At 63.9% G+C, this 25769-nt stretch carries 19 protein-coding genes; 10 read left to right on the top strand and 9 right to left on the bottom strand.

Annotated elements, in window-relative coordinates; translation table 11 throughout:
* Positions 1-46: 46 nt before the first annotated feature.
* Positions 47-835 carry a CPBP family glutamic-type intramembrane protease gene (locus SH412_RS08855; protein WP_336523148.1) on the bottom strand — a complete coding sequence of 263 codons (789 nt, stop codon included), beginning with the start codon at positions 833-835 and terminating at the stop codon, positions 47-49.
* Positions 832-2223: an HD domain-containing phosphohydrolase gene (locus tag SH412_RS08850; protein ID WP_336523147.1), complete on the bottom strand. Its 1392-nt coding sequence runs from the start codon at positions 2221-2223 to the stop codon at positions 832-834. Before SH412_RS08850 ends, SH412_RS08855 begins: the two co-directional genes overlap by 4 nt.
* Before the next feature lie 392 nt (positions 2224-2615).
* Between SH412_RS08850 and SH412_RS08845 the strand changes: the two genes are divergently transcribed.
* Positions 2616-3551, top strand: coding sequence for a serine O-acetyltransferase (locus tag SH412_RS08845; protein WP_336523146.1), 936 nt, complete (start codon positions 2616-2618; stop codon positions 3549-3551).
* On the top strand, positions 3548-4582 hold the full coding sequence (locus tag SH412_RS08840; RefSeq protein WP_336523145.1) for a bile acid:sodium symporter family protein: 1035 nt from the start codon (positions 3548-3550) through the stop codon (positions 4580-4582). The genes SH412_RS08845 and SH412_RS08840 overlap by 4 nt, the downstream gene beginning before the upstream one ends.
* A gap of 22 nt (positions 4583-4604) precedes the next feature.
* On the opposite strand, the gene SH412_RS08835 is transcribed toward SH412_RS08840, so the two are convergent.
* Entirely contained in the window at positions 4605-6488 is a 1884-nt protein-coding gene (locus SH412_RS08835; RefSeq protein WP_336523144.1) for a vWA domain-containing protein, read from the bottom strand.
* A gap of 159 nt (positions 6489-6647) precedes the next feature.
* The gene (locus SH412_RS08830) at positions 6648-8558 is read right to left on the bottom strand and encodes a vWA domain-containing protein (protein ID WP_336523143.1); all 1911 of its coding nucleotides are present in this window, start codon (positions 8556-8558) and stop codon (positions 6648-6650) included.
* Positions 8559-8972: 414 nt separating this feature from the next.
* Between SH412_RS08830 and SH412_RS08825 the strand changes: the two genes are divergently transcribed.
* Entirely contained in the window at positions 8973-9830 is an 858-nt protein-coding gene (locus SH412_RS08825) for an alpha/beta fold hydrolase (RefSeq protein ID WP_336523142.1), read from the top strand.
* Here SH412_RS08825 and SH412_RS08820 read toward each other — a convergent pair.
* Both SH412_RS08820 and SH412_RS08815 read right to left on the bottom strand, forming a co-directional pair.
* The gene (locus SH412_RS08820; protein WP_336523141.1) at positions 9810-10553 is read right to left on the bottom strand and encodes a class I SAM-dependent methyltransferase; all 744 of its coding nucleotides are present in this window, start codon (positions 10551-10553) and stop codon (positions 9810-9812) included. The two genes, SH412_RS08825 and SH412_RS08820, sit on opposite strands and share 21 nt — an antisense overlap.
* Positions 10541-11218, bottom strand: a complete 678-nt coding sequence (locus SH412_RS08815) for a phosphoribosylanthranilate isomerase (protein WP_336523140.1) — start codon at positions 11216-11218, stop codon at positions 10541-10543. The genes SH412_RS08820 and SH412_RS08815 overlap by 13 nt, the downstream gene beginning before the upstream one ends.
* Before the next feature lie 117 nt (positions 11219-11335).
* Here SH412_RS08815 and SH412_RS08810 point away from each other — a divergent pair, with 117 nt between their 5' ends.
* Positions 11336-11947 (top strand): LOG family protein, encoded by a 612-nt coding sequence (locus SH412_RS08810; protein ID WP_336523139.1) that lies wholly within the window; start codon positions 11336-11338, stop codon positions 11945-11947.
* Positions 11948-12006: 59 nt separating this feature from the next.
* Here the strand turns inward: SH412_RS08810 and SH412_RS08805 are convergent, their stop codons facing one another.
* Positions 12007-13290, bottom strand: a complete 1284-nt coding sequence (locus SH412_RS08805) for a glucose-1-phosphate adenylyltransferase (RefSeq protein ID WP_336523138.1) — start codon at positions 13288-13290, stop codon at positions 12007-12009.
* A gap of 381 nt (positions 13291-13671) precedes the next feature.
* On the opposite strand from SH412_RS08805, the gene SH412_RS08800 reads away from it, so the two are divergent.
* From SH412_RS08800 to SH412_RS08785, 4 genes are all read left to right on the top strand, one after another.
* Positions 13672-16695, top strand: a complete 3024-nt coding sequence (locus tag SH412_RS08800) for a PVC-type heme-binding CxxCH protein (protein ID WP_336523137.1) — start codon at positions 13672-13674, stop codon at positions 16693-16695.
* 142 nt (positions 16696-16837) lie between these two features.
* A complete protein-coding gene (locus tag SH412_RS08795; RefSeq protein ID WP_336523136.1) occupies positions 16838-18151 on the top strand; it encodes a Gfo/Idh/MocA family protein in 1314 nt (437 codons plus the stop codon).
* Positions 18152-18261: 110 nt separating this feature from the next.
* Positions 18262-20166: a HEAT repeat domain-containing protein gene (locus SH412_RS08790; protein WP_336523135.1), complete on the top strand. Its 1905-nt coding sequence runs from the start codon at positions 18262-18264 to the stop codon at positions 20164-20166.
* 84 nt (positions 20167-20250) lie between these two features.
* The gene (locus SH412_RS08785; RefSeq protein WP_336523134.1) at positions 20251-21150 is read left to right on the top strand and encodes a carboxypeptidase regulatory-like domain-containing protein; all 900 of its coding nucleotides are present in this window, start codon (positions 20251-20253) and stop codon (positions 21148-21150) included.
* Between the two features lie 163 nt (positions 21151-21313).
* On the opposite strand, the gene SH412_RS08780 is transcribed toward SH412_RS08785, so the two are convergent.
* Positions 21314-22618: a class I SAM-dependent methyltransferase gene (locus tag SH412_RS08780; protein ID WP_336523133.1), complete on the bottom strand. Its 1305-nt coding sequence runs from the start codon at positions 22616-22618 to the stop codon at positions 21314-21316.
* Positions 22619-22849: 231 nt separating this feature from the next.
* A complete protein-coding gene (locus SH412_RS08775; protein WP_336523132.1) occupies positions 22850-23734 on the bottom strand; it encodes a ThuA domain-containing protein in 885 nt (294 codons plus the stop codon).
* Positions 23735-23842: 108 nt separating this feature from the next.
* Between SH412_RS08775 and SH412_RS08770 the strand changes: the two genes are divergently transcribed.
* Complete coding sequence (locus SH412_RS08770; RefSeq protein ID WP_336523131.1) at positions 23843-24382, top strand: NUDIX hydrolase; 540 nt, start codon at positions 23843-23845, stop codon at positions 24380-24382.
* Between the two features lie 96 nt (positions 24383-24478).
* Complete coding sequence (locus SH412_RS08765) at positions 24479-25498, top strand: zinc metalloprotease (RefSeq protein ID WP_336523130.1); 1020 nt, start codon at positions 24479-24481, stop codon at positions 25496-25498.
* Positions 25499-25769 lie beyond the last annotated feature (271 nt).

The raw sequence follows: 25769 nt of genomic DNA, 5'->3' as shown, positions 1-25769 counted from the left end.
CACCGGCAGAGCCTCCAGCCCCCGATCCGACCCGGCGCCGCCGGCCCTACAGTTCCGCCACCAGCACCACTCCCACGATGATGTCGTACAACGCATGCGCGCCAACCGCGATTCCGAAGCCGCGGAGGCAGAACAGCCCCCCGAAGACCAGCCCCGCGATCGTCCGGAACGCAAAGCCGAACCACAGCTCGCGATGGCTCTGCACGCGTGCGACGGCGTCCGTCAACAGCGACAGCGACTGCCCGTCGGGAACCGGACCGAGGTAGTGCGCGACGGAAAACGCGAAACTCGTCGCCACCAGCGTCACCCCCAGCGCCCAGCTCCGCGGTAGCAGAACCGCGCGGCAAATCGCATACGCCAGCGGAATCAGACAGAGTCGGAACAGAAACTCCTCATAGAGCCCGGCTCCCACAAACCCGATCGATCGCACCGCCACTCCCAGCAGCGGCTCGCCGACATCCAGCACCAGGCGTTGCCCCCGTTCGAGCGACTGCCCCAGCAGGATCAGCAGGAACGCAAACAGCACGCTCTCCGACAGCATCCCTCCCAGTGCGTTCCAATGAATCCGCCAGGAATCGCCGGCTGCCATGTGCCACACCAGCAACACGACCACCATGGCCGCCGGCAGAATCCACCACGCAGTTCCCCCCAGAGCCGCCAGTCCGATTCTCAGCCAACTGTCGGCGCCGTTACGAAGGGCGTCGCCGCCCCCCAGCCACCAGAGTCCCCCTTCATACGCCATAAGCCAAGGCAGCACGAACGCCAGGCACGTCAGCGGCCGGCGAGTCTCGTTCCAGTAGCTTCCGTCGGTGCGGGAGGAAACGCTTGAGGTCATCTCCCCTCCCTCCCGGAATTCGCTCCAGTCTCGGCGTCACCGGTTTGCCGACTGGCCGAAGTCGCCAGTCGTCGCGCGAGGCTCGGCGCCAGCGGAACATGAAATTCCTTTCCGTCTCGCTGCTTTCGCAGGAACACCGGCGGAGGCACTTCCGCACTTCCGGTCGCGGCTCCAGGAGCAGGCGCTTTCTGCAACTGCGGTTGCAAGTTGTCCTGATGAGGCCCGGGCAGCCGATGTGCGCCGTCGATTCTGGATCGCGGACTCGCTTTCACCGCCTCCTTGGCGCGCAATCCCAGCCCTGGCTCCAGAGCCTCCAGCAGCCGCTCGGCCGCCGAGGGATCCAGCCGCCCCCGAATCACTTCCTGCCAGAATTCGACTCCCGTCTGCTGCAGCGCCTCGTCCCGAGACACGTCCGCCTGCCGGAACCGCGTCGTCAGAATCTCCTGAAGACGCGTAGCCGTCAGTACCCAGCGGCTCAGCGGACAGAGCAGATGCCCCGGCGTTCCCGCCGGATACCCCGATCCGTCGAGCCGTTCGTGATGCTGACCGATAATCAACGGCAGCCGCCTGGGAATATCCGCGATGCCCGCTACGAGCGCCGCTGCCGAGCCGGGATGACGCATCGCCCTGCGCCGCAAGTCGTGTTCGATCATCGGATCGTCCAGTCGACGGCCCGTCGGAATCAGCCGCAACCAGCCCAGATCTCTCAACAGCATTCCGCCGAGCACCAGCCGCCGCTCATCCGCTCGCAATTCTCGAGCGTCCCGCATCGCCAGCGCCGCCCACCGCGCGGACTCCAGCGCTTCCGCATAGAACCAGGCCAGCGGCCACGCGGCTCGCGGCAGCACCTCCACCAGCGACACGCCCGGCAGACGTTGCCAGTCGCGCGATTCTTCCGTCCGCTGCGCCTGAGAAGCCACCCGATCCGCCAGTTCCCAGATCAGACCGGACCGCGGCGTCCGCGCTCCCCGCAATTCCTCCAGAATCCGATGCAGCAACTCCGCATCCGTCGTCAGACGCTCCACCAGCCGCCGTTGATTCGTCACAATTCGAAGCAGGTCTTCCACTTCGAGCGTCAGTTCCTGCAGCAGTTCGAACTGAACCAGAGACGGCCCGACCGCCCCGGAGTTCCGCAACTCGTCCACCGCCAGCCGCATCAGGTGCAGCGCATCGTCCAGCAGCAACCGAGCGGGACGCAGCCCCGGACTCGCCAGCCGCGCATCCATGACGAACTTCCGCGCCGCCGCCAACTGTCGCTGGAGCTGTCCGTGCAGAGCCTCCTGACAACCCGCATCGACGCGTTCAGGTCCTCGCTCAACATTCGCCGCCAACGCCAGCCGCGAGCGCCAGGTCGTCCTCCGAGCATCCGTCGGACCGGGTTCGGACATTCCAGATTTCTCCGTGAAGGCCCCCGACTTCGCGGACGCCCCCGGATGAGGAATCGGCCCCCCGTTTCACGCAGTTGAACGAACCTCGCGCCGTCCCAAGTCCCGACACAACCGGCAAGGTTGCGACCGTCGGCCAGCGGCAATCTGGCGAACCTGTTCCGCTCGTACCGGTCTTTCCCGACGGGTTGCCCTGCACTCTTCTGCGGAGAGGCTAAAATGTTCCATCCGGCCCCCTCCGCCGGCCGATTCCTCCCACGGTGTTGATCCTGCAGATTCTGCGGCCGTAGAATCTACAATCTCGGCCGCGGGAACATCCGTCACCCATTCGAGGGGCGGCGCATGGTCCGGACTGCAGGACCGCCGGGCACGCGAAGCTTCAGGGAACCACGTCGATGGCCACGGACATCCGACTCAAGGAACGTCTGCCGGAACTGACCGACCGGATTGTCGAGACCTACCAGGAGATCGAGACGATTCACCACCTCGGTCATTGCCCCCTCCCCAGCGTCGACGCCGTCGTCGAAATCGCCCAAGATCTCAAAGAGATCCTCTATCCCGGCTATCGCAAGCGCCAGAACTTGCACCTGGGGAACGTGACCTATCACGTCGGCGACCTGATCGACAGCCTGCACGACCGCCTGACCCAGCAGCTCGCCAGAACCCTCCGCCACGAATACCGCCGGCGGCACGGCACCAACTGCGGCGAAGAAGCCGCCAACGACTTCGAAGCCCAGGGCCAGGAGAAAGCCATCCAGTTCCTGCAGACGCTGCCCATGGTCCGCCGGATGCTCGCGCTGGACGTCCAGGCCGCCTACGACGGCGACCCCGCCGCCGGGGGCCTCGACGAAATCATCTTCTGCTACCCGGGACTCGAAGCCATCACGGTCTACCGACTGGCTCACGAACTGCACAAGCTCAAGGTCCCCCTGATTCCCCGCATGCTGACCGAGTGGGCCCACAGCCGCACCGGGATCGATATCCACCCCGGCGCCAAAATCGGCCCCTCCTTCTTCATCGACCACGGCACCGGCGTCGTCATCGGCGAGACCTGCGACATCGCCCGGAACGTCAAGCTCTACCAGGGCGTGACGCTCGGCGCGCTCAGCTTCGCCAAGGACGACGAAGGCAACCTGGTCCGCAACCAGAAACGCCACCCGACGCTCGAAGAGAACGTCGTGATCTACGCCAACGCGACGATCCTCGGGGGCGACACTGTCGTCGGCGCCAACTCTGTGATCGGCGCCAGCGTCTCGCTCACCAAGAGCATTCCCCCCAACACCGTCGTCACGATCGAAAAACCGTCCCTCCGGTTCCGCGAGGCTTCGTGAGCAGTTTCCGGCCCAGGCTGGCGGCCTGGTGGAGCAACCACTGGTTTCTCCCCGTGCTCGTCGCGCTGCTCGGAGCGGGACTCTCAATCGGCCTCGTCCTCGAAGCCCGTTGGCACCGTCCGCTCTTCGGGCTGGTCGACCCCGGCGTCACCACGGGCCTGATTCTCTTCCTGATGGCCTGGAGCCTCGACACTCGACGCCTCCGGGATTCGCTCCGCGCTCCGCTCCCGGTCATGCTCGGAACGACCATCAACATCGGCCTGATCCCCTGCCTCGCCTGGCCGGTCAGCCTGTTCCCCTGGCCCGAAGACTTCCGCCTCGGCCTGCTGATCACCGCCGCCGTCCCCTGCACGCTGGCCACCGCATCCGTCTGGACGCGTAAAGCGGGCGGCAACGACGCCGTCTCGCTGCTGGTGACCCTGGTCACAAATCTGGCCTGCGTCGTCGTGACCCCCTTCTGGCTGAGCTGGACCGTCTCCCGCGACGCAGCTCTCGATCCTCTGCCCATCGTTCGAAATCTGTCGCTGGCCGTGCTCCTGCCGACGCTGCTGGGACAACTCGCTCGCCGCCCCGCCTGGGGCCATCGGCTGGCGCTCGGCTACAGCCGCCAGATCAGTCTCGCCGCGCAACTGCTGGTGCTGACCATGATCACGGCCGCCGCCGTCCGCGGCGGCGAAGCACTACGGGCTCAGTCGCACTGGCCGACGGTGTTGATGGGACTTTGCCTCGCCCTCGCCTGCGCAGGGCTGCACGTGGCCGGCATGCTGGCCGCGTCGGGAGCCGGAACTCTCCTCCGACTGTCTCGCGCAGATCGCATCGCGATGCTCTTCGCCGGGAGCCAGAAAACGCTCCCGGTCGCGCTCCTGCTGGCGACCGATCCCTCGCTGGTCGGCGGAGGGATCTACCCCTTCATCACCTTCCCGATGCTGACCTTCCACGCCCTGCAGCTCGTCATCGACTCCGCCGTCGTCCAGCGCATCGCCGCCCAGCCGCTCGAGTCCGGCGCGTCTTCTTCTGGCTCTCGACTCTAGTCACTCGACTCTCGGCTCATCCTCATAGCGCCGGCAGCTTGATGTCGGTCTTGTCGTAACGCGGGTCGCGATAGACCTCGACGAACTTCATGCCGAATCCAGAGTTGATTTCATTCTGAGCCCGTCGCGCCCAGGGCGTATTGGGATGATCCTTGACGATCTGCTCGAACATCTTCTTCGCCGTTTCCAGTTGCTGATTCAGCTCGTTCATATCGATCTTGGTGATCTTCACCTGCTCCGGATCTGGCGGCAGCATCTCCTTCACGCGGACGAGGTTCCAGGCGTTGTTCGGCTGACCGTTTGAAGAGCCCTTAGGCATCGGCTTCGTCTTCTGATGCTGATCCAGCGCCAACAGGAACTGGAACAGCCGGACCCGGTACGCCAGACACTGGGCGTACGTCAGCTCGTAATTCGCCCGCCACCGCTGCGATTGTTCCTTCGCTTCCAGCGGCTTGATTTTTTCCAGGACTGCGGAGGCCTGGTTCAGCAGGCCCATCGCCCGGATCGCCATTTCGAAATTCCGCTTCCCCTCCTCCGCAAACTTGGCCGGATCCGTCGGATACCAGTGCTCCCGCATCTGCAGCTTGGAGTCCTGATGCGGATTGAGCAGCGAAATCACTTCCCACTGAGCACTGCGGAACTTGCTCGACTCCCGCTCTTTGACGTAACTCATCCGCGCAGAAAGCACCGGCAGGTATTCCCGCATATCCAGCAGCTCGTACTTGCGGTCATCGAGCTTGGTCGTCGTCACCAGATTCGTGCCATACGACGGCAACAGGTAGTAAACCCCGCCCGTCTCGCGGGCGATCCGCACCTGTTCGTACGGCCCGAAGCCGCTCGACATATAGTCCCATCGTGCTCCGATCCCGTCGAACTGCAGCAGCTCCGGCATCGGAGTTTCCGGCCCCTGATTGATCTGCAGCCAGTGCGTCAGACCGTACTGCGGATCGACCCACCTGTAGCGCGCGTAGGGATATCCAAAGCACGCGTACTGCCCCAGGAAGTAGACCGGCACGTCCCCCCGCTTGCACAGGGCAATCGTGTCCTCGACGACATTCCCATCGTCTCCGGACTCATCCGAAACGACACAGACGACCAGCTTCCGTTTCTGACTCTGCGCCATCTTGAGATACTTGCCCACCACCGCATTGATGGTCTGGCACATGTTCTCCTTGCCGGTCCGGTCGATGTCGATCTTGTCGATCGCCGCCCGGATTTCCGACACATTCGCGGTCGGCTTCGCCGTCTGTTCCTTGAGCCCCTGCCCGTAACTCGTCACAACCGTCAGGAGCACTTCTTCCGAAGCCTTGAGCTTCTGGTCCTGCTTGGCGGCAATCCCCAGCTCTTCGTAGATCTTGTTGAATTTCTCCCGGACTTCTTTCTGGGCCGGTTTCATGCTTTCCGACTCGTCGAACGCCCAGACAACCAGGACCTTCTGATCGCGCATCAGCCGGACCAGCTCCTGAGTGAACTGGCTCATCGCGGCCCCGTACCCCTCGACCACCTGGCCGATGTCCCCCGTCACCTCGCCCGCCCCCAGGTCGTTCCCCAGCGTATTCAGCCCCGGCGCGGTGATCGCCCCGACATTCACCTTGATCTCGGGTTCTTTCAGGCTCTCGGCCTGCTCGATCTTCGTTTGAGCAACCGCCGGCGCCCCCGAACCTCCAATCGCCGACGTGATCGCGCCGCCGGCGATGACATTCATCGAGTCGGCGACTTCGTTGTCCTGCTCGATCTCCTGCGAAAACTCTTCCTGAGCCCGCTCCTCGGCAAAGACCGAGTCCACGACCATCTGCAACTGTTCGCCGCCGATGTCGTAGACAATGAACGACAACGCAAAAATCACCAGCACATGGATTCCCAGCGAGACTCCGAGGCCGGAGATTGCGGACTTGTTCAGCGCCATGGAGGAGTCTCTCCAGTTCACAGGAGGTGCGGGCACGAGCCTCTGGACGACGGCGTGCCAAACAACGAATGATTCTTGAATCTTAGGCGGCGATCTGTTCGGCGGAAGCGCGAAAACGGGCTCAACATCCCGTTTCCCGCAACCGGCCGATCGACAGCATCAGATGGCGCGACGCACCGGCTCATCCGGCAACTGACGCTTCGTCTTCTTGCCGGTCTTCGCATCCACTTCTTCGATAAACCGGGGAGCCGGTTTGTTCTTTCCATTCCCCATGCCCCCGGCGGGAGCCACATACGTATTCTCCCGCCAGACCCAACCGAGCGGTTGGCTCAATTCCCGCTCGGCCATCTCGCCCCACGGCGTTCCCGCGTGCTGATCGATCACCCGCTTCAGGTACTCGGTCGCTTTATTGGAAAGCTTCTTCACCTGAGCGCCCGAGCTGATTTCCTTCGAAGGGACCAGCCGCCACTGATTGCTCCCCTTCTTCTCAAACGGTTTGGGACTCGTCCGCATTTCCGCCAGCATCGTGTTATAGCCGAAGGACCGCACGCGCAAGGCCAGCGCCCTTCCCAGCGCCAGGTCGTAACCCGCCTGCCAGCGCGGCTCGCGGACCTTCGCCCGGTCCTTCTCCCCCTCTTCGAGCCGTTTGACGATCTGATCCAGACGATAGTCCAGTTCGGCCAGCGGCTTCTGAGCCTCTGCGATGGCGTCTTTCAAGATGTTGTCGTTCTCCGCCGGAAACTCCTGCCGGGGCAGACGGATCTGAATCGTCCCCCCCTTCAGGCTGTTCGCGACGTCAATCAGCGCCCGCTTCGCCCCGTTCGAGGCGACGTCCTGCTCCAAGAGACGGATCGGGCGATAGTCTGGGGCATACCCGCGCATCACCGACAGATCGACCTTCCCGATTCCCGGATCGGTGATGAAGAACAGTCCGTTCGTCTCCGCGCAGAGCCGCGTTAAAGCGTAGGGGCCGAATCCCGAGGCAATATTCTGCAGGTCTCCGCTCGGAACGCCCCAATACGGCAACTCGACCCGCTCCTGCAGGTAGCTTTCGGGACCGCGCTGCATGACGCCAAGGATCGTCTCGCCACTCTCCAGCGTGAACGGAACCTCGACTTCCTGTCGACCGAAGGGGGCCATCTGCCCGACACAATAGACCTTCATGCCGTACCGCTTGCACTGGACGATCGCCTGCTCCAGCATCTGCGGATCCGAGCCCGCTTCGTCGGTCACGACGATGATCATCACATTTCGACGCATGGTGGTGGCCTGATTCTGCCACTTGTTCGCCACCGCAGTGACGGCACTGAAGACGTTCTCTGTGCCCGCGTCCTCCGACTTCAGCCCGCGAACCGCCTTCACGACTTCGTCCGTGTCGTCGAGCAGATCATTGGTCACGATCCGATGCTTGTCGCCAAACGCCGCGATTCCGGTCTTCAGAGCCTTGTCCGCGTTCGCGTTCAGAGTATTGAGCTGCTTGTAAATCACCTCGACCCGGTCCGCGATCGCTTCCCGCTGCTTCGACAGCGACGGCGACACATCGAACAGCCAGACCACAGTCGTCTTCTTTTCACGCAGACTGTTGGCGATTTCCCAGGCCAGGCGATCGATCGCCCCTTCCACCCCCCCGGTGACCTCATTAGTCCCTTTGGTGTCCACGGCAGACAGCAACTCCGATTCGGCCGGTTTGACAATGTCATCCGTCACCGGAACATCCGCTTTGAAATTCTCGTCCAGCTTCTCCTGGATCTGCTCCTGAGGCTCGGCCCCCACCTGCTGGGCAGCTTCCTGCGACGCGGCCATCGTGTCGATAGCGCTATCTGACCCGATCTGGTCGGTCACGGTACTGTCAAATTTGTATTCCGTCGGATCGACATCCTCGAGGATCGACGTAATGTCCGCCACGCGTCCCGTGACGACTTCGTAATGAATCGTCCCCAGCAGCAGCAGGACGACCACATGCACCGCCAGACTGAGGCCCCAGACCGAAATATCCTTACCCGCCGGCAGCCAGCCGCCGTCGGTTTCCATCTCAAACACTTCCGATTCCACACGGGCTCCGGTGCTCACGGCCGGCTCCTCCTGCTCGAATCATTCCGGATCGCGCAGCCGATCTGGCCTGCTCCCCAAAGTCTACTACGCCACATCTTGAGTCGCAACTTTTTGATTTCCCAACAGGTTGCGCGATTCGCTGCAATCGGAAGCCGCTCGCCGAATCCGGACGTCCCGGACAACCCAACACATGACGCCGTAACAATTTATCAACACGAGCGACACATCCGGAGAGAATTCCCCTCACTGAGTACACCTCGCAGACTTCCGTTCCATTCGTCGCGTTCTGGAGTTCGGGGTCAGCTTTCCGAATTTCAGCCGTCAATCCGTCGATCTTGATGGTCGACTCAAGCCACTGAAATGGAGTTCTCGGCGGCACCGGCGCGACGGTTCCCGTAAACTGCACACAGAAAACGCTCCGCGGAGACCTCAATGCGGCTCGAAATGCTTCAGCTTTCAGGATTCGACGGAGCCCCGCTGTCCGTCCGTCGAGCCCTCCCCGACCGCGGTCTCCCGCAGCGGTCGCTCCTCTGGATCCACGGCCTCAGCGAGCACGGAGGCCGGTATGACCATGTTCTGGAACGCTGGACGCGCCGCGGCTGGCAGATCATTCTCCCCGACCACCGCGGGCACGGCCTTTCAGGCGGAACCCGATCCGACGTCGCCTCGTTCGACGACTACCTCCGCGATCTCCAGATCGTCTGGCGCGCCTGCGACCTCCATGACCGGCAGGCGGCCATCTTCGGGCACAGCATGGGCGGCCTGCTGGCGATCCGCGCAGTCCAGACGGGAATGCTGCGTCCAACAGCAGTGGCCCTGTCGTCCCCGCTGCTCGGCGTACGAATTCCAGTCCCGCGCTGGAAGACGCTTCTCGGGAGCATTCTGGTCTGTTGTGCCCCGCGGACGCGATTCAAGACGCACATCAACCCGAAAAATATGACTGCTGACTCCGAGTTCCTGCAGCGCCGTCTCAGCGATCCCCTGATCCAGCGAACCGTCACCGCCCGCTGGTTCTTCGCCATGCAGCAGGCTCTCGCCGCCGCCCATCGCGACGCCGCGAAGTTTGACCGGCCAGTGCTCGCACTGCAGGGTGGAAACGATCAAACGGTCGATCCGGCCGCCGTCGAACCGTGGCTCGCAAAAACCGCCTCAACCGACCGCGAATTCGCGATCTGCCCGCACAATGTCCATGAACTGCTCAACGACGCCGGCTGGGAGGCCATCGCCGACCGCATCGCGGAATGGCTTGAGCTCCGAACACCCGAGAATTCAACCCCGAGCGGCTGCTGAAGCGGCCGAAGTCCGACGGAGCTCGACGAGCTGAAATTGCCCGAAACGGGGCTTCTCCAGCGGCCGTCGGAGTTCGTCGAACAGCCTCAGATCGAAACCATGCTGCGGCGCCAGCTCGCAGAACCGCTCGGCCCGGACTCGGCCGCCGTCGCCGAACCAGACTGTGCCGCCCGGCGCCAGCATCTTTGCCAGCACGTCCAGCAGCAGTTCGTGGTTCCTGTTCTCGTACAGCAGCTCGCAGCCAACGATCACCGAGAATTGCCGCGTCGGCGGAGTTCGCCAGTCGAGGACCATCCCTTCGGCCGCCAGACCTGCCTGCCGGGCGTTGAACAGGGTCAATTCGACCGCCTGCGGATCGTAGTCGCTGAAGACGACCCGGTCGCCGCGATGCAGCGCCGCCAGCCCCACCAGCCCGACGCCAGCCCCCAGCTCCAGCACTTCCGTTCCGACTGGCCACGGGGCGTCAAGCACTAGCCGGGCCATCGGCAGGCTCGCCGGCCACAGATAGGCCCAGTACGGCATGTATTCGTCAACGGCATGCCGCTGGTGGACCTCCTCGTCGTCGAGAAAGGCATCGGGGACCGCTGGCAGGACCATGGGAATCCGGTGCGGGCCGACGTCCCAGATCCGTCGCGTCCAGCCCCCCGGAACCTCGGGAAGGCCGATCGGCGTTTCCGTCAGGCGTTCGGGCAGGTCGCGATATTCCGTTGTCAGGGGCGGCATGCCGTTCCTTCCGCGGCCCGCGCCTGCTCCAGGAACTGCCGAACGAGTTCGAGATTCTTCGCCCCCGGCGACGATTCGACGCCGGTGGCCACATCGATTCCCCAGGGATGGACTTTGCAAACAGCTTGAGCCACATTCTCGACCGTCAGTCCGCCCGCCAGAATCAGCGGTGGCAGGGCATGCAACGACCACTCGCCGGCCAGCAGCTCCCAGGGGGCCGTGGCTCCGGTTCCGCCATAGTTCCCCTCGACGCGGGCATCAACCAGGCAGGCGTCCCAGACGCCTCCGTGCTGCCGGCAATCAACGCAGTGTTCCACGAGCGGCGCCAGCCCCTCCGACCCGACGCGCCAGGCCCGGATCAACCGTATTTCGGGGAGCAACTGTCGGACCTCGGCGACAACCTCCGCCGATTCGTCGCCATGCAACTGCACCGCAGTCAGTCCCGTTGCACGGGCGACGTCCTCAATCTCCGCAGCGGACGAATTGACGAAGACGCCGACTTTGGCGACTTCCGCGGGAAGTGCGCTGACAATGTTCCGCGCCGTCTGCCGGGTGACGAACCGGACCGACTTCGTATAGAAATTCAGCCCGACCGCGTCCGCCCCCGCCTTGGCGATCTGGATCGCTGTTTCCACATCTCGAATGCCGCAGATTTTGACCCACATGCCGCCTCTCCTTTCCGCCCCCAACCGGGAATCATGGTCGGTGGCGTCCTGCCTGGCAACGAACTACGATCCTCAAGTTCGCGGAAAATGCCCAGTCCCCCCGACCAAAGTCCTCCCATGACCGAGTCCGTTCCGACCGTAGCAGCTCGGCCAGCCGTCTGCGTTTTCTGTGGCGCCAACACGGGATTCTCCCCGGTCTATGCCGCAGCCGCCCGCGACTTCTCCGCGGAACTGCTCCGCCGGGACCTGGGCCTGGTGTATGGCGGCGGCAGCATCGGCATGATGGGAATCGTCGCCGACGCCGTTCTGGCGGGGGGCGGTTCGATCACGGGAGTCATCCCCACGTTTCTGGCCACGCGCGAGCTGCTCCACCCCGGCATCTCCGACATGCGGCTCGTCCCGACCATGCACGCCCGCAAGGCGCTGATGGCCGATCTCTGCACCGCCTTCGTCGCCCTCCCGGGCGGTCTCGGCACGTTCGAAGAACTGTTCGAAGTCCTGACCTGGACGCAACTTGGACTTTATGCCAAGCCGATCGGCCTGCTCAATGTCGCGGGCTACTTCGATCCGCTGGTGGCGATGATCCGCCGCGCCGCCGAAACGGGATTCTGCCGCACGGAGCACCTGAGCCTGTTCAGCGTTTCGGCCGACCCCGCCGAGCTCCTGAACCTCATGGAAACCTGGCGTCCCCCCACCATCAAAAAATGGCTCGCCGAAGACGAAATCTGAAGACTCCCTCCGGTCTTCTTCCTGCGATACCCGAAGCCCGATACCCGATACCCGTCCCCCTACAGCACCCACCCCGCCGGCACGACCCCATCCTTCGGCAGCACGACCACCCCGTCGGCGATCACCGCGGGCGAACCTTCCGGCTGCGTCAGATTGGGCCGGGTCACAATCTTCGCGCCGGCGCCGATCCGCACGTTTTTATCGATGATGACCCCGTCGATGACGCAGCCGTCGGCGATTCCGACGTGCGGCACGCCGGCCGCCGTGTCGGCAGCCAGGTCTTCGTCGGTCTGGTAGTAGTCCGCCCCCATGATGACGGCGTTCCGGATCACCGCGTTCCTGCCGATCTTGCATCTCAGGCCGATCACGCTGTTCTCGATCGTCGCCCCCTCGCCGATCGAGCAACCGTCGGCCAGCAGACTGTGCTTGACGGTCGCCCCGTCGCACCGGGTCGGCGGCAGGAATCGGGCGTGGGTATAGACTGGCGCGTCCTGATCCTGAAGCTGGAACGGAGCGTCCGGTTTGGTCAGGTCCAGGTTGGCCTGGAAGAACGAGGGAATCGTCCCGATGTCTTCCCAGTACCCGTCGAACAGATGCACCTGCACATTGTGCGTCCGCATCGACATCGGGAAGACTTCCTTCCCGAAGTCGTGATAGTCCGACTTGCTGAGAAGGTCGACCAGCACATCGCGATTGAACAGATAAATCCCCATGCTCGCCAGCAGATCCCGCCCCTGACTCGGTATCCCGCGAGCGTCGATCCAGGCCGGATCGGTTTTGACGATGTCCATTTCCTCGTTTGTCTTAGGTTTCTCCAGGAATCCCCGCACCTGTCCATTGTCGTCCAGACGCATGATCCCGAAGGCATGGGCGACTTCGCGAGTGACGGGTAACGTCGCAATCGTCACGTCCGCATTCGTCCGCTTGTGCGTCGCCAGCATGTCCTCGTAATCCATGCGGTAAAGCTGGTCGCCGCTGAGGATCAAAACGTAGTCGATCCCCTTCTGCTCGATGTACCGCAGGTTCTTCCGGACCGCGTCCGCCGTCCCCTGATACCAGGCCTCCCCCTCCATCGTCTGCTGGGCGGCCAGAATCTCGACGAACCCGCCATCGAACCGGTCGAACCGATACGTCTGCCGGATGTGCTGGTGCAGGCTGACCGAATTGAACTGCGTCAGCAGATAAATGCGGTTGATCCCGCTGTTCAGACAGTTCGAAATCGGAATGTCGATCAGGCGGTACTTGCCCGCCAGCGGAACCGCAGGCTTCGACCGGTACTGAGTCAGCGGAAACAGGCGGGTCCCTTTACCACCACCCAGGATGATCGACAGCACATTTCGCATGGAACAGACCCCGACGGCAGAGAGTTCAACACCCTGATGGTTTGCGAGGAGCGATCTCGAAAAGCCTTCACTCACGAAGCTCAGGTTAGCCGCTGCCCGGCCCGAAGAAAAGCCGCCTCACGGGGCATCGCAAACTCTGCCGAGATTTCTCCCCGCGCGCCGCCCAAACGAACAATTCAACCCGCAATCTGCCGCTCCAAACCCGACCGTATGGCCGCACTCTCCTTCCCGCGCGCCGCAAGCCCGCCCCCCTCCGTCTCGACCCGACTGTGACTCCCCACACAATTCCACGCATCGGCGACCGTGCATCGGTTGCCGACGCGCGATATCCTCCCCCGATTCCTCCACCCGCGACGTTCATCTCGGCAAAAGGGTCTTCGCATGCGGCTCGGCGCTCTCCGCAGTCTGTCTCTGGCAAGTCTCAGTCTCTCAACCGCAGTCCTGCTGCACGCGGCAGAGACTCCCCTTCCCGCCAATTCCCAACCCGAAACCATCCCGTTTACGACTCCCGAAGAAGCCCTCAAGCGGCTCAAGCTCCCCGAGGGCTTCCAGGCCCAGCTTTTCTCGGCCGAACCCCAGATCCGCCAGCCGATCGGACTGACCACCGACGCCCGCGGCCGCGTCTGGGTCGCCGAAAACGACACCTACGCCGAAAGTGCCAAGAATTTCGACGCCGGACAGCGCGACCGCATCGTCATCCTCGAAGACTCCGACGGCGACGGCCGCGCCGACCGCCGGACGCTGTTCCAGGATCAGCTCAACAAGCTCACCAGCGTCGAAATCGGCCTCGGCGGCGTCTGGGCCCTCTGCCCTCCCAACCTCTACTTCATTCCTGATCGCAATGCCGACGACCAGCCGGACGGGCCGCCGGAGATCGTCCTCGACGGCTTCGACGACGCCGCCGTCCGGCACAACATCGCCAACGGCCTCCGCTGGGGACCCGACGGCTGGCTCTACGGTCGCCACGGCATCCTGGCCACCTCCCTGATCGGCCCTCCCGGTTCCGGACCCGAGCAGCGGGCGAAGTTCAACTGCGCCATCTGGCGCTACCATCCGACCCGCAAGATCGCCGAACCGGTCGCCCAGGGGACCACAAACTCCTGGGGCATGGACTGGGACCAGCACGGGGAACTCTTTTTCATCAACACCGTCATCGGCCATCTCTGGCACGTCATCCCCGGCGCATACTACCAGCGGATGTACGGCGAGCACTTCAACCCCCATCTGTATCAATTGCTCAGCGCCACCTCCGACCATTTCCACTGGGATACCGCCAGCGAAGTCTGGCACGACATCCGCCAGAAAGGGGTCACCCCCGGCACCGATGCCGCCGGCGGCGGACATGCCCACTGCGGCCTGCTGATCTACCAGGAAACCAACTGGCCCGAGAAATACCGCAACAAGATGTACACCATCAACTTCCACGGTCTGCGAGTGAATTGCGACCGGATCGAACGCCACGGGGCGACCTATGTCGGTCGCCACGACGCCGACATCCTCAAAACCACCGACCCCTGGTTCCGCGGCATCGACCTGGTGCCCGGCCACGACGGCGCCGTCTACATGGCCGACTGGTCCGACATCGGCGAGTGCCACGACAACGACGGCGTCCACCGGACTTCCGGCCGGATCTTCCGCATCGGTTTCGGCCCGCCGAAATCCCAGCCCGTCGACCTCACCCGCCAGACCGATGCCCAGCTCGTCGATCAGTTGGCATCGAAAGGCGAATGGTTCGTCCGTCAGGCCCGCCAGCAGCTCCGCGACCGGTTTATCGCCGGCAAAGACCTGTCCGCCGCCCGCAAGTCTCTTTCGGAGACGCTCGCGTCGGCCGGCGATCCGCTCCATCAGCTCCGCGCCCTGTGGGCGCTGCAGGTCACGGGCGGTGTTGACGAATCCGTCCTGCGGAAACTCCTCGGCCACCCCGACGAACATCTGCGCGTCTGGGCCATTCAGCTCCTGCTCGACGAAGGTCGTCCCCGCTCGCCAACCGTCCTGCCGGCGTTTGTGGACCTGGCGGCACGCGAACAGTCCGGACTCGTTCTGACGTACCTCGCCTCGGCGCTCCAGAAGCTCCCGCTGCAGGATCGCTGGGACCTTGCCGGCAACCTCTGCTCGAAGGACGCCTTCGCCGGCGACGCCGTCTATCCGCTGATGGTCTGGTACGGCGTCGAGCCCGCCGTCACCTCCCAACCGGATCGTGCGGTCGCGCTGGCGCAATCCTCGAAACTGCCGCTCGTCCGCAACTTCATCGCCCGCCGGCTCGGAGCCGAGGTCGATCAGCAGGGGCCGGCTCTCGCGCAGCTCGGAACGGTAGCCTTGAAGTCTCCCGCCGCAGCGGGTGACATCCTCGACGGAATCACCGCTGGCCTCAAAGGCCGCCGCAAAGCTCCCGCTCCTCCCGGCTGGTTCGAACTCTCCAAGCAGGCCTCGCAGGTCGCTTCAGCCGAGAACCAGGCCAAATTCCGCGAAATCTCCGTCGTCTTCGGCGACGGCCGCGCGCTCGATGAGCTGCGCACGCTCGCGGTCGACGGCAAAGCGGATCTCGACGCACGTCGGCGGGCCATTGAAGCCCTGGCCGAAGCCCGCGCGGAAAACCTGCTGCCCCTCCTTTCCGGGCTGTTCGGCGATACCGAACTCAGCGAAGCCGCCGTCCGCGGCCTCGCCGCCGTCAACGAACCGGCAGTCGCCGAAACGATCCTCAAGAACTTCGGCCGGCTCCGTCCGCCCGGTCGCTCCGCCGCGGTCGACGTCCTCGCCGCGCGCCCGGCCTCCGCCGGCCTCCTCCTCACCGCCGTCGCGGAAAAGAAGGTCCCCGCCGACCTGGTGCAGCTCTACCACGTCCGCCAGATGTACTCTCTCGGCAGCGAAAACCTGCAGAAGCAGCTCGAACAGCTCTGGCCCGCCTGGCGACCGATCGCCGCCGACAAAGCCGCCCGGATCAAGACGCTCGGCGAACAGCTCACCGCCGACCGTCTCGCCGCCGCCGATCCCGCCCGCGGCCGGGTGCTCTTCGACAACACCTGCGCCAAGTGCCACAAACTCTTCGGAGCCGGCCAGACGACCGGTCCGGAGCTGACCGGCGCTCAGCGGTCCAATCTGACGTACCTGCTGGAGAACATCGTCGATCCCTCCGCCACGCTCGCCGCCAACTACCGGGTCAGCGTCGTCACCACGCAGGACGGTCGCGTCCTGACCGGCGTGATCGGCGAACGGACCGCCCGGACCATCACGCTGCAAACGCCGACCGACAAGGTGACGCTGCAGGTCTCCGACATCGACGAGATCGTTGAGACCAAGCTGTCGCTGATGCCGGAAGGCATGCTCGACCAGCTCAAGCTCGACCAGATCGCGGACCTGATCCGGTACTTGCAGTCCACTCAGCAGGTCGACCGCCCCGCCGAGTAACCCGCTCCGCGGCAACCTTGAGAATCTGGAACCCGAGCCAGTCAAACGTAGAATCGGAATTCTCACGCGGGTACGCTGCAGGGAACACCAGCAGCGGTCCGAACGCCCCGTCGATGTGATCAACACCTTCTGGAGATCAGCAATGTCGAAGTCGAAAACCGTGTTTCATCGGCGCGGATTCCTGAAGACCGCCCTGTCTGCCGCCAGCGCCGCGGTCATGGCCCCGACCATCATCCCCAGTTCGGCCCTCGGCCTGGACGGCGCCGTCGCCCCGAGCGAACGCATCATCGTCGGCGGCATCGGCATCGGCAGCCGGGGCAACTATGACCTCGGCTGCTTCCTGGAGCAGAAGGACGTCGAGTTCGCAGCGGTCTGCGACATCAAGGAAGGCCGCCGGCTCGCCGTCAAGAAGCGGGTCGATGAACTCTACGGCAACCAGAGCTGCGCCATGTATCGCGACTTCCGCGAACTGCTGGACCGCAGCGATATCGACGGCGTCCTGATCGCCACCGGACCGAACTGGCACGCCACCGCGGCCATGACCGCAGCCAAGGCCGGTAAGGACATGTATTGCGAAAAGCCCTGCACCAAGAACATCGCCCAGAGCCTGATCCTGCGGGATACGATGCGCCGCACCGGCCGCGTGTTTCAGGCGGGAACTCAGCGGCGGAACCTGCCTCACTTCGCTTTCGCCTGCGAACTGGCCCGCACCGGCAAGCTCGGCAAGCTCAAGAAAGTCTTTGCGCATCCGCGCGGAATGACCTCTCTGATGAGCGGCTGGCAGGCTTCCGAACCGGAGCCCGAAAAGGAAATCGTCGACTGGGATATGTACCTCGGCCCCGCCGCCTGGCGCCCGTTCAACGCCAACCTGCTCGACGGATTTAATTTCGAGAAGGGGGGCGGATTCGTCGCCGGCGACGTCCGGACGCCCCAGGTTGGCGGCGGCGTTCTGGAATGGGGCTCGCACTGCGTCGATCTCTGTCAGTGGGCGGTCGGGGACTGTCCGCCCCCCGTCGAGTACGACCCGCCCAAAGACGGCCAACTGGTCACTCGTTACGCAAATGGCGTGGAACTGATCTTCCGCGAGGAAGGCTGGATCCCGCTGGGCTCCTGCCCCGTCCGCTTCGAAGGGGAGACGGGCTGGGTCGAAGCAGGCGACAGCGGCAAGCTCGTGCTGAGCTCGCCGGAACTCCTCGCCGGACGCACGGTCGTCGAGATCGGCGGCTACCCCGCCACCTTCCACGTCCGCGATTTCCTCGACTGCGTCAAAACTCGCGGCCTGACCAAAGGGAACGCCGACGCCGCCTGCAACGCCCACATCGCCTGTCACGCAGCGAACATTGCGATCTTCCTGGACCGCAAGGTGAAATACGACACGGAATCGCACGAATTCCCCGGCGACGAAGAGGCCAACCGGCTGCGATCTGAAGCCCTGCGCGAACCGTGGCGGCTCTAATCGACCCAGCCTCTCGCAAGGCCCGTCTCGATTCTCCACGACGTGTGACGCAGCCTGACCAATTCTGCGAACGCGGTATTCACCTCGAGTTTTCCATCAAGAGTGCTTCCATGCCGACGACTCGACAATCCATCCGCACGGCCAGTTTCCTGGCCGCATCCCTGCTGCTGATCCTCGCAGGGGGACGGAGCGGCGAATGCCAGACCGCCTCCGCAGCTCGGGAACCGGAACTGATCGCCATCCTCAGCGGCGACGCCCCGGCGGCCGAGAAAGCGATCACCTGCAAGAAACTCGCCATCTACGGTTCCAGCGCAGCGGTCCCGGAGCTGGCAAAGCTGCTGGACAACCCCCAACTGGCCTCATGGTCCCGCATCGCCCTCGAAGCCATCCCCGGCCCGGAAGCCGATGAAGCCCTCCGCAAGGCCACCGAGTCGCTGCAGGGAAATCTGCTGATCGGAGCGATCAACTCGATCGGCGTCCGCCGCGACGCTGGAGCCGTCGAACTCCTGACTGCGAAGCTGAAAGATCAGGATTCGGGCATCGCCACCGCAGCGGCCGTGGCCCTGGGACACGTCGGCAATCCTGCGGCCGGGAAGGCGCTGCGGCAGGCCCTGGCCAGCGAGAACGCTGAAGTCCGTTCCGGCGCGGCCGAAGGCTGCATTCTGTGCGCCGAGCGGTTTCTCTCCGACGGCCAGGCTGCGGTCGCCATCGAAATCTACGACGAAGTCCGCAACGCCGACGTCCCCCGCCAGCGGAAACTCGAAGCCACTCGCGGTGCGATCGTCGCCCGCAATCAGGATGGCATTCCGCTGCTGGTCGAACAACTGCGCAATTCCGACCGCGGACTGTTCCAGATCGGCCTCAGCACCATTCGCGAATTCCCGGGGAGCGACATCGACAAGGCCCTGGCCGCCGAGGTCGATCGCGCCACCCCCGAACGGGCCGCATTGATCATTGTGGCGATGGCCGACCGACCGGAAACCGTCGATCTGGCAGCAGTAGCAAAAGCGTCCGACAACGGCCCCAAACCGGTCCGCCTCGCCGCCATCGCCGCCCTCGGGCGAGTCGGAACGCCGTCCAGCTTCGCCTCGCTGCTGAAGATGACCCTCGAAGCCGACGCCGACATTGCCCAGACCGCCCAGACCGCAATCGCCGAACTCCCCGGCAACGGCGTCGACAAGGAGATCGTCGCCCGGCTGGCCAAGTCGAACGGCAAGGAATACCAGGTCCTCATCGAACTGATCGGCCAGCGCCGGATCGACGCCGTCCCCGCCCTCGTCAAAGCGCTGGAGCAGTCGGACTCGAACATCCGGGGCGCAGCGCTGACTTCGCTGGGCAATACGGTCTCCCCGGCGACATTGAACGTGCTGATCACACAGGTCGTTGGTTCAAAACATTCCGACGATGCTCCCGTGGCCCTGCAGGCCCTGAAGACCGCCGCCACTCGCATGCCGGATCGCGAAGCCTGCGCCGCGGAGCTCGCTCAGGCCCTGGGACGCGCCTCCGCTCCAACGAAGGACAGCCTGCTCGAAATCCTCAGCGAAATGGGCGGCGCCAAGGCTCTGCAGACCGTCGGGGCCGCTGCGAAAAGCGACGATCCGCAGCTTCAGGACACCGGCAGCCGGCTGCTCGGCAAGTGGAGCACCGAAGACGCGGCCCCGGTCCTGCTGGACCTGGCAAAGTCCGCCCCCGGCGACAAATACCGCTCGCGCGCCGTCAAGGGCTACATCAGCCTCGCCCGCCGGTTCAAGACGATGCCGGAACCGCAGCGCCTGGAGATCTGCCAGAACGCCCTCGATGTCAGCCAGAATGCCGACGAAAGAAAACTGGTGCTGGATGTGCTGAAGCTCTACCCCAGCCTGGAATCCCTCAAACTGGCCGTCAAAGCCATGCAGATCCCCGACTTGAAAGAGGAATCCAAGGCAGCGGCGCTGGCGATTGCGGAGAAGGTCAAAGGGAATGCGGACGAAGTCCGCGAGATCCTGTCGAAGGCCGGTCTCGAAAAAGCGAAATAGGGGATCGGATCGAGTCTGTTCGCAGTTCCGAGTGCAGTCCTTTGGCAGTGATTTCCGCCAGCACGATTCCGACGGGAGAGTGACGTGCGACACCATCTGTGGACTTCGGCGGTAATCATCGGACTGGCGACGCTCGGCGGCTGCACGCCGGAACCGCCGACCCCAATCGCTCCAGCAGCGCCTCTGGCAGCGGCGGTCCCCGCGGCGAAACCAGCTTCTCACGCAGCAGCGGCGCCCGACCTGTCGGAAAAGCCGACTGCTGCAGTAACGGATTCGGCCGGCGGAGAATGGGGCGGCGTCACCGGCCGCGTCGTGCTCAGCGGAGAGCTGCCGACGCTGGCCGATCTGGTCGTGGCCGGCAACGCCGCTGTCAAAGACGCAGCGGTCTGCGCGATCAAGTCGATCCCCGACGAAACGCTGGTCGTCGACCCGAAGTCGAAGGGGATCGCGAATGTGGTGGTCTATCTCAGGCGGAGGCCGGAGACGATTCATCCGTCGCTGGAGAAATCGGCCGCCCCCACGGTCCTCTACGACCAGATCGGCTGCCGCTTCATCCCGCACGTCATCGTCGCCCGGACCGACCAGACGGTGAACGTGGTCTCGGCCGACGCGGTGGCCCACAACACGCGCGGCACGCCGATCAAAAATGACGGCTTCAATTTCCTGCTGTCGCCGGTCGACCGCGTGGGCGTCAACGTCCCGTTCAAGTCGGCCGAATCGCTCCCGACGGAAATCCGCTGCGACATTCACCCCTGGATGAAGGGGTACTGGATGATCGCAGACCATCCGTACGCCACAGTGACGGCGGCGGACGGGACCTTTTCGATTCCGCTGCTGCCGCCGGGCGAACACGAGTTCCGCGTCTGGCACGAAGGCGCCGGTTACCTCGACAAGTCGCTGAAGGTGACTGTGGCGGCGGGTCAGGAAACCGAGGTCAAGGACATCAGCGTCACAGCCGAACGAATCCTCCAGAAGAGGGAATAGCGAGTAGGGAATAGCGAATAGCCAGAAAGAAGAGGGATGATCGCCTGCTGCCAAATGCGAGCACGATCGGAACTCTGGCGACAAGCGGTTTGCGATAGGCAACCAGCCATTCTTGCTGGCTACTCGCTATTCCCTATTCCCTGCTCGCTAAATCCAACGCCCGTCACGGCACGATGAACGGCGCCGAGCGGTGGCGCAGGACCAGCAGGTCGTGCGAATTCAGCAGGCGGAAGACGTCGGCGGATTCGATTCGAAGTTGATCGGGGCTGCGTCCCGGGAATTCTTTGACGACCTGCGCCAGGATGGAATCGACGGTGCGGTAGCCGTCCGTCAGATCGATCAGCTTGCGCGTGACGTCGTCGACGTTGATCCGAACCTGGATCTTGGTCCCCCCTGAGCACTGCATGTTAAAGCACCAGTCGGGGCTGGTCGCTTCGAGCAGGCTCTTGCGGATGCCGAACAGATCGCCCGTTCGGGTCCAGGTCGGGACGACCTCGGGATCGGTCCACTGAGCGATCGTGTCCGGTTTCGGGGTGGCCCACAGGGCATGTTTGACAATCGAACCCCAGAACAGCTCGCAGGCCCCTTCCCGCTCCCGGCGCGGCAGGGCGAGCACCCGATTCATCAGCGCCGGATCGCGGAAGGCGACCGTCGGCTGATACCAGATTCGGGATTCGGAGGACCATTCCGTCAAATGGAGTCCGGCCCCGTCCAGGAAGTCGTAGAGCTGCGGGACTGTGTAGGCCCGGTCCTGCGTGTGGCGGAACAGGTCCAGGACTTCGCTGTCGCTGACGTTCTCAACCGGCGAAAAGAGATCGGCTCCCCGCTTGTACCAGTTGGGGGGCGGCAGCGTCGCCATCAGTTCGCGGACCTCGGTCACCTGCGTCCCCATGTCGGCGTTTTGGTCGCCGATCAGGCGGAACAGCGACTGCATCTGATAGACGCCGGTCCGGCCGTACTGGCCATAGACCATCAGCCCCATCGCCCCGTCGTCCTTGAGGACGCTGCGCAGGGCTGCCAGGCCGTCGTCGGGGCTGGCGAGGTGGTGCAGAACTCCCGAGCAGTTGATGTAGTCGAACTTGCCGAGCCCCATCTGGGGCAGGTCGAGCAGCGAGCCGTTGATCCACTTGACCCGGTTTTCCAGGCCGCGGGCCGCGAGCCGCTTGCGGGCGACCGACTGCGACGCGGTGCTGAGATCGATATAGACGATCTCGCTCATCGTCTTGCGGAGCTGATAGGCCAGGAAAACGACGGCGTCGCCGGTCCCGCCGCCGGCGACCAGCGCACGAAAGCCCGCCGACATGTTCCGTTTGCCGCGAAAGCAATAGTGGTTGACGCAGTTGAGGTCGTCGAGCCCGGTGAGCAGCAGGCGCTTCTTCTCATCCTCGGGATCGCGATGCGGATACGGAAGGAACTCGTATTGCCGGCGGACGCGGGCGCTGGTCGAGGGGGCATCAGCAACAGCCATGTGGCTCGACTCCCGGAGAAGGTCGACGGTGCGTGCGGCGAGGACGACGGATACACCGTCCCCCGAGTGACAGTCGGCCCCGGCAGGCTCTTCCCATGAGGAATGGGCGGCACAGGCGTCAGGGTTTGCGCAAAGTGACGGGGAATTTCTCCCGGCGACGCACAGCAAAAGCCGACGGCCCCCGCAAATTGCGGGGGCCGTTGGAATCAACGTCGCTTCGGCTGCCGGGCGTCACTTCTTGCCGCCGGCTTTTTCGAAGTCGGCTTTGGCCTTGGCTTCGAGTTTCGCCGAAAGTTCCGGATTCGGCGTGGCGTCGGCTTCTACGAGGTGCAGGCACCAGCGGATACCGCCGGTGACGTGGTCGAGGAACGCCTTGTTCGTCCAGGTGGCTTCGTTGTGCCCCAGGTTGGTGTAGAAGACGCGCCCCTCGCCGTATTCCTTCACCCAACTGATCGGAACCATGTAAGGAGCCTTGGGTTCGCACTTCTCCATATTCAGGCTCATCAGGACCCGGACCTTGTTCGGCTGCCAGTGCTTGTACTGGTAGATCTCGTCCTTGATCTTGAGCTCTTCGCCAAACGGCTTCATCGCGGGGTGATTCGGCTCGTGAATCGAGATCGTGACTTCGTTGCCGGCGTTCCAGGGATGGCCGTTGAACGAGCCGCCGATCATGTCCCAGTAGGGCTGGTAGTCGGCGGCGGGGTCGGTATCCGAGTGGTACGTGTCGGTTGCAGAGTGAAAGCCGACGAACGAGTGACCTTTCTGCGGGAGCCATTCCTTGAAGAAATAATCGCGATCGGCTTCGGAGATCGGGAGAAAACCGGTCGTGTAGAAAACGACCATGTCGAACTTCTGCAGGTTCTCCTTCGTGAAGTCGACGGCGGCGTCCTGGCTGCAGACCACCTCGAACAGACCAGTCTGCTGACCGAGCTGGGTCATGGCGACTTCGGCGACCGAGAGCTTGTCCTTCTCGGGGCGGCGGACCGAGCCGTGCGTGAAACCTTTGCTCTGGGTCAGCATGAGCACGCGGGCCTTGGGCGCATCGGCCCCCGCGGCGACGGCGCCGACCAGCGTCAGGCCCGCCAGCAATCCCAGACCGAAGAACGTCCGCAACATGGAAGAAATCCCGAGAAGTGTTTACAAAAAGGTCGCTCCCGACGCATCGTATGATACCGATCAGTCGCAGGCGAAACACGTCTCCCCCCTGAATTGCCAGGAACGGCCATGCAGAAACGGACGAAGCGGGAAGTCCTCGGGAAAGGAAAATTTCTGAGGCTGGTCAAGGAGGGGCGGTGGGAGTTTGCGGAACGGATAAACGCCCGCGGGGCCGTGGCGATTTTCGCGGTGACCGACGATCGTCGGCTGGTTCTGACCGAGCAGTTTCGACCGGCCGTCGGCAAATCGGTGATTGACGTTCCCGCCGGCCTCTCGGGAGACGTGAAAGGACAGGAAACTGAAGATTTCGTTATCTCCGCCCAGCGGGAGCTGAGCGAAGAAACCGGTTACGAAGCGACAACCTGGGAATGGCTCGGAGACAGTCCGTCTTCGCCGGGGCTGGCGTCGGAAGTAGTTTCGTACTTTTTTGCGGCGGGTGCGACGCAGACGTCGGCTGGCGGGGGCGTCGAGCACGAACAGATCCAGGTTCACGCGCCGCCGCTGAGGACAATCTCGCGGTGGCTGCAGCGGCAAGTCGCGGAAGGAAAGCTGATCGATCCCAAAGTGTATGTGGCGTTATATTTTGCGACGAAACGGCGGCGGGGCTGAGATCGGCGAATTCGTGATTTGCCGCCGCGGTCCGGGCCGGTAGAATGCGACAGGTCGATTCGACCGGAGTTCTCCGCCTGTCCCAGGGCGTCATGCATGAGCGATCGCCAGCATTTCATTGCGTTGTCGCTCCCCGTCGGGAGAATGTTTCACGCCCGGGTGCGGATCAGCCTGCACTTCCTCACGGTCTTCGTCGCGGTCTGGACGCACCACCGCTCCCCCGGACTGGCCGCGATGTTCACCGCGGCGTTGTTCCTGACGGCGTTGCTGCACGAGCTGGCGCATTTGCTGCTGTCGCGCCTCAGCAGCGGCCAGCCGGACGAACTGGTGATCTGGCCCCTGGGGGGCGGGGGGAATATTGTCGGCGGCTTCGGCCAGGACGCGGCGGCGCTGACGGTGCTGGCGGGGCCGATGCTGAATCTGGGGATTTTTGCGCTGATGCTGCCGTGGTGCCTGAATCTGGCGCCGATCGGCACGCTCCTTAATCCCTTTCAACTTCCGATCGCGCTGCCGACGGAGTTGTCGTTGACGCAGCAGTGGCAGTTGATGGTCCTGAGCGCCAACTGGATCATGTTTCTCGCGAATCTGATCCCGATCTGGCCGATGGATGCCGCCCGGCTGGTGCTGATGATCTCGGGCCGGTATTCCGGGACAGAGGCGGCGATGACGATGTTGCTGCGGATGGGAATTCCGATGTCGCTGGGACTGGCGACGATCGGCGTGCTGGGGCAGTGGATCTGGCTGTGTTACCTGGGGGGCCTGCTGCTGCTGCTGAACGTCGTGCTCCTGGTTCCGCCGCTGCCTGACGAGAGTTCCGACGATGCGTTTATGGGTTACGACTTCTCGCAGGGCTACACGAGCCTGGAGCGGTCGGTTCCGGCCGAATTGCGGGAACGGAATCCGGGGTTCCTCGAACGCTGGAAACGTCGCCGGGCGGCGGCCCGCGCCGAACGTGACCGGGAGCGGGAACTGGCGGAACGTCGGCAACTGGATGAACTTCTGTCGAAGGTTCACGAGCAGGGGCTGGCGGCGTTGTCGCCGGCCGAGCGAAAACTGCTGAACCGGGTGAGCGACCAGTTGCGTCAGCGGAGCCGTCGCGTTGAGGCCGACGATTAGTCGTTCGCGGAATCGGTCCGCGGACGGAACCGGTCCGCAGAATCGATACCACTGATCCATGCGTATGCGGGTTGTGCGCAAATCACAGGCGCGAGCCGACACCGCCAGCAAGTCGCTATTGCCGGCAGCCGATCCTTCAGACTGGCTGCTCCATCGGTCTGGCTTCTGCTTCTGCCGCGCCCCGCAGAATGTTCAGTCGCCATGGCCTCGGTGACAGCCTTCCCGGTTCGGCACACGACCACCGGCGAGCGCGGCAGTTTGTACTGACGGA

It is taken from the genome of Planctellipticum variicoloris, from assembly GCF_030622045.1.
Taxonomy (GTDB): domain Bacteria; phylum Planctomycetota; class Planctomycetia; order Planctomycetales; family Planctomycetaceae; genus Planctellipticum; species Planctellipticum variicoloris.
The sequence above is the reverse complement of the archived record's forward strand: the minus strand, read 5'-3'. Positions and strand labels throughout refer to the sequence as shown.